The sequence below is a fragment of the Streptomyces sp. NBC_01314 genome, assembly GCF_041435215.1.
Classification (GTDB): domain Bacteria; phylum Actinomycetota; class Actinomycetes; order Streptomycetales; family Streptomycetaceae; genus Streptomyces.
The window spans coordinates 2034560-2054124 of record NZ_CP108394.1; the positions used below are offsets into that span (position 1 = coordinate 2034560).

Genomic DNA, 19565 nt, shown 5'->3' on the forward strand with positions numbered 1-19565 from the left:
CCCCGGGAACCGGGGCGGAGTGCCGACCGTCAGCCGGTGCCCAGGGCCGTGCGCAGGGTGGCGATCGCCTGTCCGATGGCGGCCTCGGCGGCGTGCGTTCCGCGCAGGGCGTCGAGCATGACGAAGTCGTGGATGATGCCCTGGTAGCGCACGGCGGTGACCGGTACGCCCGCCTCGCGCAGCTTGTTGGCGTACGCCTCGCCCTCGTCGCGCAGGACGTCGGCCTCGGCGGTGATGACGAGGGCCGGGGGCAGGTCCTTGAGCTGCTCGGGGGTGGCGCGCAGCGGTGAGGCCGTGATCCGGGCGCGTTCGGCCTCGTCGGTCGTGTACTGGTCCCAGAACCACTGCATGCCGTCGCGGCGCAGGAAGTAGCCGGTGGCGAACTGGTGGTAGGAGCCGGTGTCGAAGGCGGCGTCGGTCACGGGGTAGAACAGCACCTGCTGGACCAGCGGGACGTCACCGCGCTCCTTGGCCATCAGGGTCAGCGCGGCGGTCATGTTGCCGCCGACCGAGTCACCGGCCACGGCGATGCGGGTGGCGTCGAGAAGGCGGCCGGCGCCCTCGGTGACGATCCAGCGGGCCACCGCGTAGTTCTGCTCGATGGCGACCGGGTAGCGGGCCTCGGGTGAGAGGTCGTACTCGGGGAAGACCACGGCGGCGTTCGCGCCCACGGCCAGCTCGCGCACCAGCCGGTCGTGGGTGTGGGCGTTGCCGAAGACCCAGCCGGCGCCATGGATGTAGAGGATCACCGGAAGCGTGCCCTCGGCGCCCGCCGGACGGACGATACGAGCCCGGACCTCGCCGGTGGGCCCGCCCGGCACGGTGACCCATTCCTCGTCGACGGGCGGCTTCTCGATGTCGCCCGACTGCACCTCGTCGACCGTCTTGCGGCCCTCCAGCGGACTGAGGTCGAAGAGGTACGGCGGGTTCGCGGTCGCCTCCGCGAAGCCCGCGGCGGCGGGCTCCAGGACGGGACGGGGGCCGGTGGCGTCGGCGATGCCGGGGGTGTTCTCGGACATGGCGATCTCCTCTGGTGCGGTGCCACGGGTGGGCTCGACCGGCGCGGTTTCGCCGGCCGGCGGCACACAACAACCATATCGCGCGACTAGGTCGTGCACAACTAAGTAGCGCTCGATATAATCGGGGAGACTTGAAGGTAGGGTGGGTGATCGTCATGCAGAGCCCAGGACGGAGGAGCGACACCGTGAGCACAGTCGGCGACATCGTGAGCGCGAGCGGAACGGCCGAGGCCCCGGCTTCGGCGCTGGGATCGGGGCCGGGACCGGGACCGGGGCGCAGTCTGCTCCTGGACGACCAGCTCTGTTTCGCCCTGTACGCCGCCTCGCGCGCGGTCACCGCCCGCTACCGGCCGCTGCTCGACGAGCTGGGGCTGACCTATCCGCAGTACCTGGTCATGCTGGTGCTCTGGGAGCAGGACTCGATCTCCGTACGGGACCTGGGCGCCGCGCTCCAACTGGAGTCCAGCACGCTCTCCCCGCTCCTGAAGCGGCTGGAGGCCGGCGGGCTGCTCCGCCGCGAGCGCCGTACGGACGACGAACGCTCGGTCGCCATCCGCCTCACCCGGTCCGGCGCCCAGCTCCAGGAGCGGGCCCGGACCGTCCCCGTGGACATCGGCGAAGCCATGGGACTGACCCCCGAACAGCACACCATGGCCAAGCGGTTGCTGCGGCTGCTCACCGCGAACGTCGGTCGGACGTGACCGAGGGCGGGCGTGCCGGAGCGGAAGGCTGACGTGACCGGGGGCGGGCGGGCCCGACGCGCGAGGTTCAGTGCGCGGCGTCCAGCCTGATCCGCTGCTCCTCGGTCAGTTCCAGCTCCACCGCGCCCAGGTTCTCCTCCAACTGCGCGAGCGACGACACCCCGGCCAGCGGGACGATCGGGAACCGTCCGCCCAACTGCCAGGCGAGCACGACCTGGTTGACGGTCGCCCCGGTCTCGCGCGCCACCTCGCCCAGCACCTTCGTCCGGACCGGGGTGCCCGGGTGGTCGTAGTCCGGCGGCAGCTCGTCCGGCCGTACGTAGCCGCCCTTGAGCAGCGGTGAATAGGCGACCAGGGTGAGGTCCGGCTCGGCCTCCAGATAGCTCAGCAGTTCGGCGGTGGCCGCGCCGAGGTTGCCGTCCGCCCAGAGGTCGTTGGGGATGTCGGTGCGCGGGCGCAGATGGCTGTGGTGGTACTGGAGCACCTCGTAGCCGGGCAGCCCGGCCGCGGCGGCGAGGGCGCGGGCCCGCTCCACCCGCCACACGGCGTGGTTGCTGACGCCGAGCAGCCCGACCGTGCCCTCCGCGACGAGCTCCGCGAACCCCTCGACGGTCTCCCGCGCGGACACCGTGCGGTCCTCGATGTGCGCGTAGAGCAGGTCCAGCCGCTCCACCCCGAGCCGCTCCCGGCTGCGCTCCGCCGACTCCCGGATCACCTTCGCCGACAGCCCTTCCGCGTTGTCGACATAGCTGGTGCCCGGCGCGAGGGGGCGGGCGCCGAGCTTGGTGGCGATGACGATCTCGTCGCCGATGTCCCGGCTGCGGCGCCACCGTCCCAGCAGTTCCTCGCTCTGCCCGCCCTGCCCTCCGTCGATCCAGAAGGCGTAGTTGTCGGACGTGTCGATGAAGTTCCCACCCGCTTCGACGTAGCGGTCGAGCACCGCGAAGGAGGTCTTCTCGTCCGTCCGCGAGCCGAACAGCATGGCGCCGAGCGCGAGCACGCTCACCTCGCGACGGGTCCCCGGGTCACTGCCTATCGTGCGGTACTTCATACCGTTGCCTCCCGTTCCGCCCGGCTGTCGGGCCTGAACGCGAGTCTTCAACTTGGAGCGCACGCGAAGTCAATGCCCCTCGCTCACTATTCTTCGAACGTGACCGAGACCGAACCGATGCTCCTGCCCGACCTGCGACTTCCCGACATGCCCCTGCACGACCCGTTCGTAGTCGCCGACGACGAGACCCGTACGTACCACCTCTACACGTCCAACGATCCGACCGTTTCGGGCGTGGACGGCACCGGCACGATGGTCTACCGCAGCACCGACCTGCGGGACTGGACGCGCCCCGTCGTGGTCTTCCGGACGGCCGAACAGCAGGGGATCTGGGCGACCGAAGGGGGGTGGGCGCCGGAGGTGCACGCGTGGGACGGCAAGTACTACCTGTTCACCACGCTGCACGACCAGGACAAGCCGCTCAAGGTGCCGCCGGCCAACCGGTGGGGCACTCCCTTCCAGCTCCCGAACCACATGCGCGGCACGATCACCGCCGTTTCCGACTCGCTGCTGGGCCCCTTCACCGTCGTCGACCCCGCACGGCCCACTCCGCCCGAGAACCTCATGACCCTCGACGGCACCCTCTACGTCGACCCGGCCGGGCAGCCCTGGATGGTGTACGCGCACGAATGGCTGCAGACCGTCGACGGAACCATGGAGGCGATCCGGCTGGCCCCGGACCTGACCGGGACGATCGGGGACCCGGTCTTCCTGTTCAAGGCCTCCGACGCGTCCTGGCTCACCGAGCAGATCCCGGGCGGAGTGCCGCACCAGCTCGCGCCGTACATCACCGACGGCCCCCAGCTGTACCGGACGCCCGACAACTCCCTGCTCATGCTGTGGTCGACGTACGAGAAGAACGTGGCCGGCGACGACGGCACCGTCAGCGGCGGCTATGTGCAGACCTACGCCGTCTCCAGGTCCGGCGACCTCACGGGGCCGTGGGACCAGCGGCGCCCCCTGGTCCGCGAGGACAGCGGCCACGGCATGCTGTTCCACACCTTCGACGGCCGGCTGATGATGATCCTCCACCGCCCCTTCGAGAACGCGCGCGGCAAGCTCTACGAGATGCGACTCGACGGCCACGAGCTGCGCGTACTGCGCCGACGCGCTGACCTCGACGGCGGCGGCTGAGCCCCGCGCGAACGACCATCGCGCATGCCGGTCCATGGAGAGGATCATGCGCGGATCGGCCGCCGGTCGACGCGCCGACGGTCGCGGGCGGGTGCCGTCAGCCGCACGTCCGGTAGTTGTGGCCGGCGAGCCGGGGTGGTGCCTCGGCACGGCCGGGGTCGTCGCAGCGCAGTAGCAGTGGGGGAGGAAGGCGCCACGTGTGCGGTCACAGTCCTTGTCCGCGGGCTTCTGCCCCACCCCCGGACTACAAGCTGGGTCAGCTGGAACTCACCGTGGGCCAGGGCCTGTCCGATCGGCGGGGAGGAACACCGGACAGGCCCTGGCGTATGTGGGCGCGACTGGGCGCAGGGAGGCGGACATGAGCGGACGGGGTGATTCCGTCGCCGTTGGTCAGGTTCTGTGCAGCAGGACCGTGGTGTCCGGGGGCAGTAGCCCGTCCTTGCCCAGCGGTGCTGACGCGATGAGGGGGCTGGTGGCGGCGGGGAGCGGGACCGGCTGGTCGGTGAGGTTGACCGCGCACAGCAGGCCGTTGCCTCGTTCGAGGAGGAGAGTGCCGGCGGGACTGTCGAGCCAGTGGAAGTCCTCAGCGGGTGACGTGGCGGGGCTCGTCATGGTTGGAGAGGACCCAGGTGGCGGGGGCACCGACGTTCGCCAGATCGGTGATCGTGCGGCTGATCACCTCCCGCAGTTTGTCTGCCTCCATGGGGCATTTGAGGAAGTCGAAGTTGAAGGCGGTGTGGAGTTCGTCGGGGCGGAGGTAGTCGGGCATGCGGCCGGGGCGGACGTGGGCCTCGGCGACGAAGACGCGGGGGTCGGGGTAGCTGTCGGCGATGGCGCGCCAGCCGCGGAAGATGTCGTGGACGCCGTCGCGGTCCCAGTGCGAGTGGTTGTCTTCTTGAGCGATGACGGAGAACTCCGTCAGGCCGAGGTCCGGGAGGGCCGGGTCCTTGACCATGCCGTGTGCGACGTCGATGCGGAAGCCGTCGACGCCCAGGTCGAACCAGAAGCGCAGGATCGACTCGAACTCGGCCCGGACCTCGCCGTTGTCCCAGTTGAGGTCGGGCTGTTCGGGGGCGAAGAGGTGCAGGTACCACTGGCCGTCCGGCGTGCGGGTCCAGGTGGGGCCGCCGAAGGCCGCGTGCCAGTCGTTCGGCGGCTCGCTGCCGTCCTCGCCTCTCCCCTCACGGAAGATGAACCGGTCTCGTGCCGGGGAGCCGGGCGCTGCCGCCAGTGCCTTCTGGAACCATGCGTGTTGGTCGGAGGTGTGGTTGGGGACGATGTCCAGGATCACCCGCAGGCCCAGTTCGTGGGCCTCGGTGATCAGTTTCCGGGCCTCGTCGAGGGTGCCGTAGGTGGGGTGGATGTCACGGTAGTCGGAGACGTCGTAGCCGCCGTCGGCCAGCGGGGACGGGTACCAGGGGTTGATCCAGATCGCGTCGATGCCGAGGTAGGCCAGGTACTGCAGACGGGAGCGGAGACCGGCGATGTCGCCGGTTCCGTCGCCGTCGCCGTCGGCGAAGCTGCGTATGTAGACCTGATAGATGACCGCGGAGCGCCACCAGGAGTCGTTCGCCGCGTCGTTCGTGGGGGTCGGGTTGCTCATGGTGGGACGGTCCTGTCGGAGGGAATGCGGAGAGGCGTGTCTCCCGGGTAGGGCGCCGGCACGCTTGATCTGCGCGCCCGGGATCGGGTTTCCCGCCTGGCTATCCCTTGGTCGCGCCTGCCGTGCCGCCTCGTACGAAATGCCGCTGGAAGGCGAAGAAGACCAGGGCCACGGGGATGGTCATGAGCAGGGCCGCCGCGAGCTTGATCGGATACTGGTTGCCTTCGCCGAGCTGACCGGACACGAGTGAGGCGACTCCGCTGGTCAGGGTGTTCAGTTCCGGGCTCTGCCGGGACACGATGAAGTGCGGCAGTTCGTTCCACGATCCCTGGAACGACAGGATGGTCAGGGTGATGAGGGCCGGCTTGGCCATCGGCAGCACGACGGACCAGAAGATCCGGAAGGTGCTCGCGCCGTCGATGCGGGCCGCTTCCTCGACGCTGACGGGGATCGACTCGAAGAACTGCTTCATGATGAAGATCCCCGCGGCGTCCGTGAGAAGCGGGACGATCATCCCCGCGTAGGAGTCGTATATCCCGAGCTGGTTCAGGACTAGGAATTTCGGGATCAGCAGGACGACGCCGGGCACGGCCATGACCGCGATGACGGCGGCGAACAGGGCGCCCCGGCCGCGGAAGCGGAGCCGGGCCAGCGCGTACCCGGCGAGGGAGTCGAAGAACACACGGCCGGCGGTGACGAAGAGCGCGACGACGACGGAGTTCGTGAACCAGCGCGGATAGTCCGCCTCGGCGAGTCGGCTGAAGGCCGCCTCCTGATTCGTCATAGGGCTCGAACACCCCGGGAACGGACACGGATCCCCCGACACGCGCGAGCATCCGGTCCCCAAGAATGATCAAGGGGCCGTTCCAGGTCTCCCCTGAAACGGCCCCTGACCTGCGACTTCGTAAAGTCGGGACGACAGGATTTGAACCTGCGACCCCTTGACCCCCAGTCAAGTGCGCTACCAAGCTGCGCCACGTCCCGTCGCGCTGTCCACGAAGTTTCATGTGAACGCGCAAGTGAACCCTATCCTACGCACCTGTCACATCCAGCTCGGGCAGGCCCTGCGGCGGCGCGGCGAGATCGGCCCGCACCCGGGCCCGGATGTGCAGGGTCAGCGCGGCCAGGTCGGCGCAGTAGACGGAGGGGTTGCGGAAACCGCTCCCGGAGGCGTACCGGTGGGCGAAGAGCCCTCCCCCACACACGGCGAGCAGTGGACAGCGCCCACAGGTGGGCCCCAACCCGTCGGCGCCCGACTGCTGTTGACGGATCCGAGGCTGGTCGAGGACGTCGTCGAGGCTGTCGCGGAAGACGTCGAGGCCCGTCTCCGGCGCGCCTTCGTAGGCGACCTTGAGGGAATCGGACTGCTCGATGGAACCGTCGGTCTCGATGACGGCGAGCGTCGCCGGGGCCAGCCCGACGCACTCGGTACGCATCGAGCCCCCGAGGACGCCCGCCATCAGCTCCTCGAAGAGCCGGACACCCGTTTCCCGTACGGGAGCGTCGTACCAACGGTCGAACACCCGCCGCAGCCAGTCGGCGTACGGGGTCTCCCCCGAGTCGCCCATCACTCCCTGGGCGGTCACCGGCGGGGCGGCGGGTACCCGGTTCGCCCGATCCGCGAGTCCGGGTGGCGGTGTGTCCCAAGTGCCGTGCGGCAGCAGGAGATCGACGCGGGGCGGGCGTGAGGCCAGCAGGGCCTCGTAGGTGTCGACGGGGTCGTCGGCCAGGTCGATCGTGCACAGAAGGCCCGCGTACAGGGCGCGGTACTCGGACTCTCCCAGCCGGCCGAGCCCCTCCATCACCCGCCGGTGGCTCCCCTCGCCCTTCGGAAAGCGCCGGTGCCGGTCGTGTCCCGCCTGCGTGCCGTCGAGGCTGACGCTGACGCCCACCCGATGCCGGCGGAGCACGTCCAGGATGTCGGGAGTGAGCAGCACACCATTGGTCTGCATCGAGAAACGGACGGGCACCGCCGCCTTCGCCAGTCCCCGCCCGAGAACATCGAGCAGTTCGTCGAGCCGCCCAGCCCCGAGAAGCAACGGCTCCCCGCCGTGCAGCACGATCCGGACGTCGGGCAGCCGATGAGCCACGGCGTGCTCGGCGATACGCAGGGCCGTCTGCTCGGCCACAGCCGCTTCCATGCGGCGCGGCTTGTCACGCCAACTGGTGTCGGCGGAGTGATAGACGTAGCAGTAGTCGCAGTCCAGGTTGCAGCGACTGTGCACCTTGAGGACGAACTGCCGCAGGGACACGGGAGTTGGCCGGACCGGGGGCGAAGTCACTTGGGCGCTTCGTAGTCGAGCGCTGATTCGAACTCTGCCAGGTGCGTGACATTCGGATTCGCGGCCTCCCGTACGAGACGGCGCACTACGTGTCCGAGAGCGCTGTTCTCCGACACGACACGAGGGCCGTGCTCGGCAAACCCGACCGGGCCCGCGCCGGAAAGGGCGCAACCCGCGGGTGTATTCGGCGAGAGCAGGAAGGGTGACATTGATCTCCTTAGGGAAAAGCTGATACCGGGCGTCCGTCAGCGGGAGATGTCCATATCCGTGAGCGGAGGATAGCGGCGGTCCGAAAGGGAAGCGGCAAGAAAGCACGCGAAGGGCCGTAAGGAAAACCTTCGCCCACCGAGTGAGGCGCATCCTATTTCAACGACACCGGTTCAGAAGGTGAACGACTCCAACAGCTCGGTAACAGCGGGGCTGTTCACCCGGCCACCTCTCAACGGAACCAGCCAGTCGACCAGTTCCTGTGGCCCGGTTCCCCATACGCGTGAACGGCTTCGTCGCATGGGTGCGTAGCAGGCGGGTGCGTAGCAGGTGGCAGCGTGCGCAGCAGGCAGGTGCCGGTCGGCCGGGCATGGACGTGGCGCTCGGTCACGGTCCATGCACATTCGCCAGGGCCATCGTGCGGCCCGCGCAGTCCCGGTGCACGCCGCGACGAATACCCGGACCCGATCGGCGAGTTCGCCGCCTCATTGACGGGGAAGCAGACCCGGACTGTCGAGAGGTCTTGGGTGGGAAGCCAAGTACGCCGACGAGTAGGGCGCGATCAGAACTCCACGCGACCACAACTCTGCGCGAACCGACCACGCGGATCAGCTCCCGCAGCCAGTCTTCCCCCAGTATGAGGTTCTCGACGTCACGGAAGAAGAGGCTGCCGGGCCGCTACCGCGCCTGGTGGATCGAGCCTTTGCAACAGGTCATCGCAGAGCCGACCGGCATAAGCCGCCCGGTTGTCCGGCGGGCGTGACACAGAGAGAAGGACGGGCAATGCGGTCGCCCCCGTGTCGCGCCACACCAACGCGGCACGGGGGCGCTTCCCCGCCACCGCTGAGCCAGGCGTTCGGCCTCCGCCGGTGTCACGGCCGCAGGGCCCTGCGGACCGATCGCCCGCAAGGCCCCGTGGCCGCTCTCACGAGGGCCCGTGGCTCCCCTCATGCTGCCGCGGCCTCGCAGGATCCGGGTCGGCCGTCATGTGACCGGCGGCTCGATGTCCGCGTCGATGGGCTGCCAGCGGGTGACTGCCCGGGTCAGAGGGTGGTCACCACCGAGCTCCTTGCTCTCCCTCGCACGCCGCTCCGCCTCCTCGTGGAGCCGGCCCGCCTCCTCGTGCGACCCTTCGGGCTCATCCGATTCGTCCCGGCGCAGTTCGCCCGCCAGGTTCGAGGCACCGGCGATGGCGAGGTGGTGGTCAGGGCCGAGCACGTCCCGGAGACCCTCGTACGCCTCACGGCCCACCGCCAGGGCCCGTCCGTGGTCACCGCTCTCGGACAGATCGGTCGCGTGGTTGAGCATGCACGTGAGGGTGTAGGGGTGTCGGGGCCCGAGCAGTCGGCGGAATCGGTCGGCGGTGCGGGTGGACAGTTCGAGCGCGGCCTCCGGCTGTCCGGTCAGGCGGAGCAGCACCGCGAGGTTGTTGGCGCTGGTGAGGGTGAACACGTGGTCCGGGCCGAAGCGACGCCCGTAACGGTCGAAGGTCTCTTTCGCCAGTTCACGGCCTCGAACCGACTCCCCTCGGTCGTAAAGGTCCGCGCTCAGATTCGTCGCGACGGCGAGGGTGTCGTGATGGTCCTGGCCCAGTTGTTTCTTTGCCTGCTCGAAAGTGTCGTTGGTCAGCGTGTACGCCTCCTCGTACTCGCCGAGCCGACGGTGCAGGACCGCGACCCCGAGGGAAGCGCGGAAGGTGATCAGGTGGTCGGGGCCCAGCGCGCGCCGACTGCGCTTCAGGGTGTCCTGCAGAAGCTTCAACGCCTCGTGGAGTGCCCCGGCGGCGCGTAGGTCGCGGGCGTAGTTCGTGGCGGAGTTGAGTGTGGCGCGCTGGTCGGGTCCGAAGATCTCCCGCCGCTGTTTCAAGATTTCCCGGTTGGTCTCACGGGCGGCCTGCCGGTCGCCGGACAGGAACTCGGACACGGCGAGGTTTCCGGCCGCAGCGAGGGTACGCGCGTGACCGTCGCCGAGGAGGCGCCTGGTCCGTCGCAGAGTCTCTCTGTCGCTCTCCATGGCGTCGGCGTACCGGCCGACACTGCGAAGGTCCGAGCCGAGACTCATGGCCGCGCCCAGGGTGTAGGGGTGGTCCTCTCCCAGGACCCTGCTGCCCCGCTCGTAGACGTCACGTGTCACGTCGTACGCCTCGGGCAGACGGCCCTGCTCGCGCAGCGCGTTACCCAGTTCGGTGCGCAGCCGCAGGACGAGCGCGTCGTCCTCGCCGAAGCGGGGCAGCCAGCTGGTGAGGACCCGTTCGGCGGTGGTGTTGGCGGTGTCGGCGTCGCCGCTTCGCCACAGGTGGCGGACGGTGTCGCAGATCCACTGCCGTACCGGGAGGTTGTCGCTCTCCTGGGCCCGGGTGGGCCAGAGGTGCGGGAGCAGTGTGGCGTAACGCCGCCAGTTCTCGGACTCGTCGGGGTCCTTGGGGTTGGCCTGGCCCAGTACGGCCTGGGCCCGTTCCCGCATGGCGGTCTGCTCGTCGGAGGAGAGCTGGTCCCGCAGCACACGCTGGATCAGGCGGTGCAGGGTCAGCGTGTCGGTCCGCTGGTCGACCTGGGCGAGTCCGTTGCGGACGATCTCTCCGTAGAGCCTGCTCATCAGCAGCGGGTCGGAGAGGCTCGGGTCGTGGCGTTCGAGCAGTGCGAGCGCGGGCCGACTGCTGAGCATGTCCCGCGGGATCGGATCCGGCCCGAAGAACGCGCACAGTTGGAGCAGCGCGGCCGCGGCGGGCGTACGGGATTTCAGCCGATCGAGTGACCAGCTGGCCGCCGCCGACGTCGGGTAGTCAGGGGCGGACTGGCTGCGCAGGATGTCGGTCATCTGGGTACGGAGCATCTCCACATAGGTGTCCACGGGCATCGCCGACTCCTGGAGCGAGGCGGCGGCGAGGCTCACGGCCAGCGGGAAGTCCCCGAGTTCCTCTGCCACCCGAGCCGCTTCCACCGGCTCGAGTGTCACGTTGTAGCGGCGCAGCAGCGCGACGCTCTCCTCACGGGTGAAGAGGTCCACCTCGATGCGCGCGGCACGTTCGGCCCAGGCGGGATTCCGCGAGGTGATGAGGATGTGGTGACCGGGCCCACTGACCGGAACCAGACCGTCCAGGTCGGCCGGCTTCTCGGCGTTGTCGTACACGAGCAGCCAACGCGCGTGGGGGGTGCCGCGACGCAGCTTGTCCAGAACCTCGTTGCATACGGCCGTCAAGTCCTTGCCACCAAGGGGCACACCGAGATGCCCGGCCAGCGTGTTCAGGTCCTGGCGGATCTGCGTCGGCTCCGCGGCGTTGATCCACCAGACGAGATCGTAGTCCGACTCGAAGCGGTACGCGTACTCGAGCGCGAGCTGCGTCTTGCCCACGCCACCCAGTCCGTAGAGCGCCTGCGGCAGTACGGCGGTCGTGCCGGAGAGCAGGCTGTCACGCAGTCGTTCGATGAGCGCCCGGCGACCCGTGAAGACGACATTGCGCTGCGGCCGTCCCCCGATGACCTGCGGTGGAGTACCGGGAAGCCGGGCCGCCGCGGCCAGACCGACGGCGGCGGGACGGGACCCCGGCTCGACCGAGCCGGCACGGTCGACGGTGGTCAGGAGGCGGGCCACGGCCTCTTCCGCGGTGACACCCGCAAGGCTGACCGCCGAAAGGGGCGCGAACTCCGCGGGGGGCGGTGCGTCGTCGACCCGGAGGGGGACGACCATGCCGATCTGCCCGGACGGGTCCCTGCGGCTGGTCCGCCGGCGGATCTCCCGCGCCTGCGGCAGCGCGGTGTACTGCGGCGAGAGCAGCACGACCATGCGTCCTTCGCCGGCCAGCGTGCGTTCGAGACCCGTGGGTGCGACGGGTGCGTCCGTCACCTCGTCCACCTCGATCGGGGCGAGCGTCGCCTCGTAGCCGGCCGCCCGCAGCACGGTGACGGTCCAGTCGGCCCACAGCCGGTCGGTCGCCGCGTAGCTGACGTAGTAGTCCTTGCGCATGATCGGGGAGGTCCGCTCGTACTCCGCACGCAGTGTCTGGCGGTACGGCTCCGGCATGTTGCTCAGCTGTGTCACCCGGTTGTCGGTGAGCCGAGCGGTCAGCCGTTCGAACGCGGCGAGCAGGGTGCCGTCCTGCCGGCGTTCGCCGACGGTCGCGGGGATCTCCTCGTAGGCGTAGCTGGGTTTGTACGGGATCTCGACGCTGCTCCAGTACTGGTCCTGCTCCTCGGGCGGAACCCAGTCCAGGAACGGCGCGAACAGACTGCGCGCCTGGTAACGGCCGGCCTCCAGGCGGTCGCGGCCGGCATCCTCGACCCGCATGGGGACGGGGACTATACGGATGTCGCGCTGGGTGTGGGAAATACGGCGGATCGAACGGGCGACGTGCGCGGCGCCGTTGACGCCCTGCCGGCTGAGGGTGAAGCAGTCCACGACGATGTCCGGCATGACGACCGTGCAGATGCTCGCGGTGTCACTGAGGCCGGTCCGGCTGTCGATCAGTACGTAGTCGTACCGCGCGGCCATGTCGTCGCGGAGCGCGGTGAGGAAGTCGGAGCCGCCCATGCGGTAGAACGTGCCCCAGTCGAAGGTGCTGACGGTGACCGCGTAGGTGTCGGGGTCCTGCACGCCGGCGGGCAGCAGGTCCAGTTTTCCGCCCGGTGGCAGCCGTAGTTCCGTGCCGACGGCGTACCGGTCGACGCGTGCCCGTTCCCGGTGGCCGGGCTCCTCGGGCAGGCCACCCCCGTTCGGCCGGGCCGGGCCGGCCGTGCCCGAGCCGTCCACACCGGAGCCCACCCGTGGCGTCACCGCGTGCCGGGCGAAGTCGCTGACCATCTCTATGACGCCGGCGCTCTCGGTGAGTTCGGGGTCGGCCAGCAGGGGCTGCAGATAGGTGTGCAGTCCGGGGGCCTCCAGGTCCCAGTCCACGACGAGTACGCGCAGGCCGTTGCTCGCGAGGATCCAGGCGGTGTTGACCAGCGCCATCGTGCGGCCCGTACCGCCCTTGAAGGAGTAGAAGGTGATGATGGTGCCCCGGCCGGCGTCGTCATGGGTCATCTTCCTGCTCCTTCTCAAAGGGCATCGGTGTGGAGGAGGCGCGGGCAGCGATCGGCGGCGCGAGCCCGGTACGGCTGCGCGGAGTGGCCACGGTGCTCAGGACGGGGAGCGAGGCGGACGTGATCCGGGGCATCTCCATGGAGTTGACCTTGAGGGTCTCGAGAAAGGAGACCAGATGGTTCTGCGCCTTCGCGACGACGGCGTGGAGCGCCCCGTCGAACCGGTCCGAGCCGATGCCCGACTGCAGCAGCGGCAGGGGATCCCCGGTTCCCTTCGCCCAGTTGAACGGAAGGGCACCCCGGACCGCCTCCCAGTAGGCCTTGCCCCGGGGGCCGTCACCCGCCTCTTCCTGCTCGCACGGAATTATGGCCGCGCTGCCCGGATGGTTGCTCCGGTCGTAGGCACGGAGGGCTCGTCCGAACGGCTCGTCCGCGGCGGCCGAGGCCTCCACCAGGAGGACCGCGACCTGCCCCTGCCCACGAGCCTCGTCCAGGCTGGCGCCCAGCATGTCCGAGACGATCTCGGTCCGTACCGTGAAGCCACGCTCCTCCAGCAGGAGGCTCGCCCTCTCGACCAGCGGTTCCGGGGATTCGGCGTGGTAGGGGTTCCAGTCGGTGGGGCTCTCCCCGTGGCAGCCCGGGTCCGTCGACTTCCGGTGGGCGTTCGCCGAGGTTCGGGCGGCCACGAACAGCAGGGCCCGGCTGCCCGGTTCCGCGCGTTCGGTGGCGGACGGGAAGGGGCCGGCGGATTCCGGACCGCTGATGTCCAGGCCGTTGGCGGGCCGTATGCGGAAGTGCTCGGCGGCGACGAGGATCTGGTGCGCGATGAGGTTCACGATGCGGCGGTACTCCTCGCCGCCCGGGTCCGAGACCAGGATGCGGCGCAGGCCCCATTGCGCGTAGTTCTCGCCGAGATCGAGGTTGTCGTACTGAATGTGGGACGCGCCCGACGGGATGTTCTGCACCGGCTCCCACAGAACGGGGATGAGCGCCTTCGCGTCCACTCCCGTCACTTCTCTGTGGCTGCGCTGCCGGTCCTCGAACGCCTTCCACTCCCGACCGCAGAAGTCGCTTCTGAAGTAGTCGGGGGTGTACAGGGCCAGCATGGTGCGGCAGTGGCCCAGAGCTTCGCCGAGGGCCGCGTTCCAGTCCTGCCCCACTTGAATGGACTGTACGTCGAGAAACGGGCGGTCGAAGGGCATGGCATTGCCCTTGTGTAATCGCCGCAGTTCTTGGCGTAATTCCGCGCACAGGTCGTCGTAAAACCGCTTGACGAGGACCCTGGGTCCGCGCCTGCGCGCATAGCTCAGGAAGAAATACGGTTCCAAGGAGCCCCCGACGTGTCGCGTTCGCGGGGTTCCTATCGTGGGGTGGATGGATTCTCGCGCCTCGGAAGGTGGCCGACACCGGCGGAAGTGCACGCGGTTCGGTCGCCTCCCACACCTCCTCACCCCCCAACCGGTACCCCTCAGCCTTGGCCTTGGTTGAGTCGTGCCGAGACAGACGACAATACCGCCGCCCGGCCCGACGGGCCCCTCTCGGTAGGGCCCGAAAGCATGCTTCCCCCGATCTCCGCGTCCAACGCCCGTTGGGACTGCCTGTTCACAAAGCGCTGTGAGGCGGTTCCCTGTGCGCCCCGAGTCACGCTCCGGCTCACGGCCGTCGCGGGCCGAGTTCCACCGATGCCTCGGCCGTCTCGACCGTCTCGAAGAGTGGTGCCATCTCGGCGTGGATCCGGGAGCGGACGTGAGTGATGAAGGTGTACAGGTCATAGCAGTAGACGGACGGGGTGTCGAAGCCCGTCGCGGGGTGATGGCGGTGGGCGTAGAGGCCGCCGCCACAGACGTGGACCAGAGCACAGTCACGGCAGGCCTGTCCGAGGCCGCGGAGCCCTGTCTGTCTGCGCCGAATCGCCTCGGTCGCCAACGCGTCCGAGAATGAGTGCCGGAAGACATCGAGGCCGGTCTCGGGAACACCTTCGCCCACTATCTTCAGTGAATCGGACTGCTCGATCGCCCCATCGGCCTCCACGACCACGAGGTCCACCGGAGAGAGCCCGAACGCCTCGGTATTCACGGCACCACCGAGCACACCTGACATGACTTCCTCGAACATCCGGACCCGCGTCTCCTTGCGGGGCGCGTCGAACCAGCGGTCGAACGCAGTGATGAGCCAGCGGGCGTACGGCGTCGGCTCGTTCGGCGAGACGATGGCCGGGGGCCACGCCGGTGGCACGTCGCGGTGTTCGAGACCTGGCGGTGGATGCTCCCAAGTGCCGTGCGGCAGAAGGAAATCGACGCGGGGTGCGTCGAATTCCAGCAGTGCCTCAAATGTTTCGACAGGGTCGTTGGCCAGATCCACGGTGCACAACAACCCGACGAACAGCTCCCTGTGACGGGGGCTGTTCAGCAGACGCAGTGCCGAGGCGACTCGTGCATGGCTGGGGCGGCCGTTCGCGAACCGCCGGTGCCGGTCGTGCGCGGCGCGGGAACCGTCCAGGCTGACCGCGACGCCGACCCTGTGGCGGCGCAGCAGCGCGAGGAACTCCTCGTCGAGGAGTGTGCCGTTCGACTGCATCGAGCAGCGGACCTCCACCACGGCGGGGAGACGCTCGGCGATGACGGCGAGCAGTTCTCCGAGATACGCCTTTCCGACGAGCAGCGGTTCTCCCCCGTGCAGAATGATCCGCACCATGGGGAGTCCGTGCTCACGGGCGTGTTCGGCTATCCGATCCATCGCCTGTCGCACGGTGTCGAGGGCCATCACCCCGGGGCGTCTGCGCCAACTCTGGTCGGCCGCAAAATACACGTAACAGTAGTCACAAGACAAATTGCATAGGCTGTGTATTTTCAGCAGAAACTGCCGAAAGGGGACCGCGGGCAAGTCCCCGGCCCCGGTCTCCGCCGTCATCACAGCGCGCTTTCGAAGACGACGTCGGTCGTCTTCGACGAGCTGTCCCGCTCCTGGAGATGGCGTCGCACGGCATGACCCAGCACCGTGTCCTTGCCTGCCACCACCTCCAGCAGACCGGGCGACATTTCGGAGATGTCGACCAGTCGCGTGCTGTTGTGGCTGTTCCGAGGCGCGTCCATGCCTTGCTGCCTCCCTGAGAGCCGATGGGTGCGGAAAAGTCACCCCGCCCGGATACATTCCCTGTCCATGCTCTGTCAGTGCTCTTCGCACGTCCACAAGACAGTTGGCGCCGATTTACCCGAGCATGCACCGAGAACACCGCAGCCCTCATCCACGGTTCCTTGCCACCATGGCCGAATTCAGGCAGCCGACCTCCGACTTATCGGTGAGGTAACGCCGACGAGTGGCATAACCACCCGGCAAGCGGAACGCAACATCTCCGAAAGCCTCTTGCCTCGGAGAGTGCCTTTACCTGATCGGACGACCACTACCGAACCGGGATAGAGGAGGCCCCGCTTTACTACTCCGGCGGGGTGGGCGTGTCGTGGGTGCGGTACATCGCCTGGACGTCCAGTTCCAGTTGGATGGTGGGGCCGACGACCGCGATGCCGCGGGCCAGCATGGAGCGCCAGTTGAGGGTGTAGTCCTCTCGGTGGAGTTCGGACTTGGCGAAGGCGGCGCAGCGGAGTTCCTCGCCGTAGCCGCCGTTGACGGTGCCGAGGTAGGTGGTGTCCAGGGCCACGGAGCGGCTGACGCCGTGCATGGTGAGGCTGCCCTGGAGCGTCCACTTGCTGCCGCCGCGGTAGCCGAAGCGGGTGCTGGTGAAGTCGATGTACGGGTAGCGGTCGACGTCGAGGAAGTCGGCGGAACGCAGGTGCGTGTCACGGGTGTTGTTGCCCGTGGTGATGCTGGACGCGGCGATCCGCACATGGGCGCGGGACCGGGTCATGTCCTGGTCGATCACGAGGCCGCCCTCGAAGCGTTCGAAGCGGCCGTGCACATGGGCCATCCCGACGTGCTTGGCGATGAAGCGGATCGACGTGTGCGGCGGGTCGAAGAGCCAGGTGCCGGGGGCCGGGAGTGCGAGTGCCCTTGCGGACTGCAACCACACCCGCTCCCGGGAGACACCGGCGTCCGCGACGATCTCGACCGTCTCGCGGTGCGGTTCCAGGCCCTCGGCCAGGATCAGCAAGCTGTAGGTACCGGGTGGCAGCACGGCCATGAAGAAGCCGTACGGGTCCGTGGCGCCGCGTGCGGCGACACGGTGGTTGCGCAGTTCCGTCACCGTCACATCGGCCGCGCCCATGGGTTGGTTCACGGGGTCCAGTACCTCGCGGAGGACGACACCCGCGCCGTCCGGGATCGGGAACGTGGCGCCCGCGGCGCCTCCGGGGACACTCTTGAATCGCCGCCGGAGCAGTCCGAGGGGCATGGTGTTCACCTTTCGGTTCTCGTCTTTGCTTCGCGTCCTCGCTTCGCGATCTTGTCGCGCGACTTCGCTCAGCGGTTTCGGTTCGCGTCGGTCAGGACCAGGCCCGGGGCCGGTCGCCCTCGTACGCCGCCCTCAGGATCTCCATGGCGTCCGCCGCCGTGAGGTTTCGTGGGTTGGGGTAGGCCTGTCCCGTCACCTCGGCTGCGGCAGACGCCAAGTCGGCTTCGTCGAGACCGAGTTCGGCCAGGGAACCGGGTGCGCCGAGGCTGCCCGACAGGTCCCACAGGGCCTGGGCGGCGTTGTCGGTGGTCAGGGCTCGGCCGAGGGCCGTCATGGCGTCGGGCGCGGCGGGGGCGTTGTAGGCGAGGACGTACGGGAGGACGACCGTGTGGGTCTCGGCGTGCGGGAGGCCGAAGGTGCCGCCGAGGACGTGGCACAGCTTGTGGTGCAGGCCCATGGTGGTCGCGCCGAGCGCGGCGCCGCAGAGCCACGCGCCGTAGAGGGCACGGCCGCGCGCCTCCGGGTCCCCGGGGTCGGCCGCCACCGCGGGAAGTGCGCCCACCATGGCTCGGGCGCCCTCCTCCGCCGTCAGCGACACCAGCGGCGAGGCATCCGGCGCGTACAGGGCCTCGGCGGCGTGGGCGACCGCGTTGATGCCGCTGGTCACGGAGAAGGGCACCGGGAGGGAGAGCGTGAGTTCGGGGTCGTAGACGACGCTGCGCGGCAGGACCGATCGGGCGCGGCCGGTGCGCTTGGCGCCGTGTTCGGTCAGGCCCCAGACCGGGGTCATCTCGGAGCCGGAGTAGGTCGACGGCACGGCGATCAGCGGCAGTTCGGTGCGGAGCGCGATCGCCTTGCCCAGTCCGATCGCCGAGCCGCCGCCGACCGCCACGCATCCGTCCGCGTCCGCGGCCCGTGCCGCCCGCACCGCTCTTTCGGCCACCTCCACCGGTACGTGCTGGCGGGCCTCCGCGAACAGTCCGGCACTCACGTCACCGAGTGAGTCCGCGACAGCCCGGGCCGTTTCGACACCTCTCGGTCCGCACACCACCAACAGCCGCCGCAGGCCCAGCCGTTCGGCCTCCCCCGCCACCGCCGTCACCGCCGCGCCGGGGCGCATGACGACCCGCATGGGCTGAGCCTCGTACATGAACTCCACTACGCACGCTCCGAGTCGCGCGCGCCGGGAGTGTTCGTGGCATTGAGTACGAGGTCGAAGCGGGCGTGGCGGAACGGGTTCGGGATGCCGAACCGCTGGGCCCGGGACGGGTCGTCGGTCTCCGTGAAGTCCTGGACGAGGCTCTCCTTGACGGCGAAGACCGCGTCCGAGTCGAGGTAGTCGCTGCCGGCCACGAAGATGTGGGTGGTGACCGGGGTGTGCCCCTCGGCCGAGGCGATGAAGTGGATGTGGGCCGGGCGGTAGGGATGCCGGGCCGTCGCGCGGAGAAGGTCACCGACGGGCCCGTCCGTGGGAATGGGGTACGGGCTCGGCACGCAGGTACGGAACCAGAAGCGGCCCTCGGCGTCCGCCGTGAACAGTCCGCGGCCGTTGCCCGGCGGCTGGACGTCGGGCTGCTGGACGTCGTAGTACCCCTCGGCGTTCGCCTGCCAGACGTCGAGGACCGCGCCGGGCAGCGGGGTGCCGTCCTTCGACAGCACACGCCCGCTGATCACGCACGGCTCGCCGCCGCCGACCAGGTCGATGTCCGCGCCGAGTTCCCGGGCCGGGGACTCGGTCATGTGGAACGGGCCGAGGACCGTCGACTCCGTCACGCCGCCGCGCCCGTCGCTCTCGCCCCTCTCGCCCTCCTCATCCCTCTCGGCCTCCTCGCCCCTCTCGCCGTTCTCGTCCCTCTCACCACGCCCTTCGCTGTTGATTGTCTCGACCAGCATCGAGACACCGAGGACGTCCGACAGGAGGACGAACTCCTGCCGGGTGGCCGTGCAGCTCTGACCGGTCGCCGTGAGGAAGGCGATCGCCTGTTCCCACTCCTGCGTCGTCGGCTCGGCCTCGCGGACGAAGGCGTGGAGGTGGCGGGTGAGGGCGGCGAGCAGCTCGCGCAGGCGCGGGTCGGCCGTGCCGTCGAGACTGTCGACGACCGCCTCGGTGATCCGGGTGGTGAATTCGGTGGTCATGCCCCACTCCTACGACTGTTCACGCGGCTCCGCCACGGCTGAGCCGGCAGCTGTTTCCCCGCACGCGAC

General features: G+C 69.2%; 14 protein-coding genes, 1 tRNA gene and 1 pseudogene. 2 read left to right on the top strand and 14 right to left on the bottom strand.

Going from position 1 to position 19565, the window contains the following annotated elements; all coding sequences use genetic code 11:
* Window positions 1-29: 29 nt before the first annotated feature.
* Window positions 30-1019, bottom strand: a complete 990-nt coding sequence (locus tag OG622_RS09025; protein ID WP_371574669.1) for an alpha/beta hydrolase — start codon at window positions 1017-1019, stop codon at window positions 30-32.
* Between the two features lie 281 nt (window positions 1020-1300).
* Between OG622_RS09025 and OG622_RS09030 the strand changes: the two genes are divergently transcribed.
* The gene (locus tag OG622_RS09030; protein ID WP_371584037.1) at window positions 1301-1720 is read left to right on the top strand and encodes a MarR family winged helix-turn-helix transcriptional regulator; all 420 of its coding nucleotides are present in this window, start codon (window positions 1301-1303) and stop codon (window positions 1718-1720) included.
* A gap of 67 nt (window positions 1721-1787) precedes the next feature.
* Here the strand turns inward: OG622_RS09030 and OG622_RS09035 are convergent, their stop codons facing one another.
* Window positions 1788-2771 carry an aldo/keto reductase gene (locus OG622_RS09035; protein ID WP_371574670.1) on the bottom strand — a complete coding sequence of 328 codons (984 nt, stop codon included), beginning with the start codon at window positions 2769-2771 and terminating at the stop codon, window positions 1788-1790.
* A gap of 117 nt (window positions 2772-2888) precedes the next feature.
* Here OG622_RS09035 and OG622_RS09040 point away from each other — a divergent pair, with 117 nt between their 5' ends.
* Entirely contained in the window at window positions 2889-3905 is a 1017-nt protein-coding gene (locus OG622_RS09040) for a glycoside hydrolase family 43 protein (protein ID WP_371584038.1), read from the top strand.
* Window positions 3906-4295: 390 nt separating this feature from the next.
* On the opposite strand, the gene OG622_RS09045 is transcribed toward OG622_RS09040, so the two are convergent.
* From OG622_RS09045 to OG622_RS09100, 12 genes and pseudogenes are all read right to left on the bottom strand, one after another.
* Window positions 4296-4517, bottom strand: a complete 222-nt coding sequence (locus tag OG622_RS09045; RefSeq protein ID WP_371574671.1) for a hypothetical protein — start codon at window positions 4515-4517, stop codon at window positions 4296-4298.
* A pseudogene (locus tag OG622_RS09050) lies at window positions 4492-5508 on the bottom strand (alpha-amylase family glycosyl hydrolase); the annotation flags it as partial. The gene OG622_RS09045 and the pseudogene OG622_RS09050, both read right to left, overlap by 26 nt.
* Before the next feature lie 100 nt (window positions 5509-5608).
* Window positions 5609-6292, bottom strand: coding sequence for a carbohydrate ABC transporter permease (locus OG622_RS09055; RefSeq protein ID WP_371574673.1), 684 nt, complete (start codon window positions 6290-6292; stop codon window positions 5609-5611).
* 126 nt (window positions 6293-6418) lie between these two features.
* Window positions 6419-6492: transfer RNA gene (locus tag OG622_RS09060), tRNA-Pro, on the bottom strand.
* Between the two features lie 47 nt (window positions 6493-6539).
* Entirely contained in the window at window positions 6540-7790 is a 1251-nt protein-coding gene (locus OG622_RS09065) for an FxsB family cyclophane-forming radical SAM/SPASM peptide maturase (RefSeq protein WP_371574675.1), read from the bottom strand.
* Between the two features lie 1191 nt (window positions 7791-8981).
* Complete coding sequence (gene fxsT / locus OG622_RS09070) at window positions 8982-13016, bottom strand: FxSxx-COOH system tetratricopeptide repeat protein (protein WP_371574677.1); 4035 nt, start codon at window positions 13014-13016, stop codon at window positions 8982-8984.
* Window positions 13006-14343: a TIR-like protein FxsC gene (locus OG622_RS09075; protein ID WP_371574680.1), complete on the bottom strand. Its 1338-nt coding sequence runs from the start codon at window positions 14341-14343 to the stop codon at window positions 13006-13008. Before OG622_RS09075 ends, fxsT begins: the two co-directional genes overlap by 11 nt.
* A 325-nt stretch (window positions 14344-14668) precedes the next feature.
* The gene (locus OG622_RS09080; RefSeq protein WP_371574681.1) at window positions 14669-15925 is read right to left on the bottom strand and encodes an FxsB family cyclophane-forming radical SAM/SPASM peptide maturase; all 1257 of its coding nucleotides are present in this window, start codon (window positions 15923-15925) and stop codon (window positions 14669-14671) included.
* Window positions 15925-16107, bottom strand: coding sequence for an FxSxx-COOH cyclophane-containing RiPP peptide (gene fxsA / locus OG622_RS09085; protein ID WP_371574682.1), 183 nt, complete (start codon window positions 16105-16107; stop codon window positions 15925-15927). Before fxsA ends, OG622_RS09080 begins: the two co-directional genes overlap by 1 nt.
* 341 nt (window positions 16108-16448) lie before the next feature.
* Window positions 16449-17360: a YceI family protein gene (locus tag OG622_RS09090; protein WP_371574683.1), complete on the bottom strand. Its 912-nt coding sequence runs from the start codon at window positions 17358-17360 to the stop codon at window positions 16449-16451.
* A 91-nt stretch (window positions 17361-17451) separates the two neighbouring features.
* Entirely contained in the window at window positions 17452-18510 is a 1059-nt protein-coding gene (locus OG622_RS09095) for a maleylacetate reductase (RefSeq protein WP_371574684.1), read from the bottom strand.
* 8 nt (window positions 18511-18518) lie between these two features.
* Window positions 18519-19496: a dioxygenase gene (locus OG622_RS09100; protein WP_371574686.1), complete on the bottom strand. Its 978-nt coding sequence runs from the start codon at window positions 19494-19496 to the stop codon at window positions 18519-18521.
* Between the last annotated feature and the right edge of the window lie 69 nt (window positions 19497-19565).

What these genes read in the sequence shown, in the direction of transcription:
- OG622_RS09025 (WP_371574669.1), bottom strand. Translation starts at nt 1,019, where the DNA reads ATGTCCGAGAACACCCCCGGCATCGCCGACGCCACCGGCCCCCGTCCC.
- OG622_RS09035 (WP_371574670.1), bottom strand. Translation starts at nt 2,771, where the DNA reads ATGAAGTACCGCACGATAGGCAGTGACCCGGGGACCCGTCGCGAGGTG.
- OG622_RS09040 (WP_371584038.1), top strand. Translation starts at nt 2,889, where the DNA reads ATGCTCCTGCCCGACCTGCGACTTCCCGACATGCCCCTGCACGACCCG.
- OG622_RS09045 (WP_371574671.1), bottom strand. Translation starts at nt 4,517, where the DNA reads ATGACGAGCCCCGCCACGTCACCCGCTGAGGACTTCCACTGGCTCGAC.
- OG622_RS09055 (WP_371574673.1), bottom strand. Translation starts at nt 6,292, where the DNA reads ATGACGAATCAGGAGGCGGCCTTCAGCCGACTCGCCGAGGCGGACTAT.
- fxsT (WP_371574677.1), bottom strand. Translation starts at nt 13,016, where the DNA reads ATGACCCATGACGACGCCGGCCGGGGCACCATCATCACCTTCTACTCC.
- OG622_RS09080 (WP_371574681.1), bottom strand. Translation starts at nt 15,925, where the DNA reads ATGACGGCGGAGACCGGGGCCGGGGACTTGCCCGCGGTCCCCTTTCGG.
- fxsA (WP_371574682.1), bottom strand. Translation starts at nt 16,107, where the DNA reads ATGGACGCGCCTCGGAACAGCCACAACAGCACGCGACTGGTCGACATC.
- OG622_RS09090 (WP_371574683.1), bottom strand. Translation starts at nt 17,360, where the DNA reads ATGCCCCTCGGACTGCTCCGGCGGCGATTCAAGAGTGTCCCCGGAGGC.
- OG622_RS09095 (WP_371574684.1), bottom strand. Translation starts at nt 18,510, where the DNA reads ATGTACGAGGCTCAGCCCATGCGGGTCGTCATGCGCCCCGGCGCGGCG.
- OG622_RS09100 (WP_371574686.1), bottom strand. Translation starts at nt 19,496, where the DNA reads ATGACCACCGAATTCACCACCCGGATCACCGAGGCGGTCGTCGACAGT.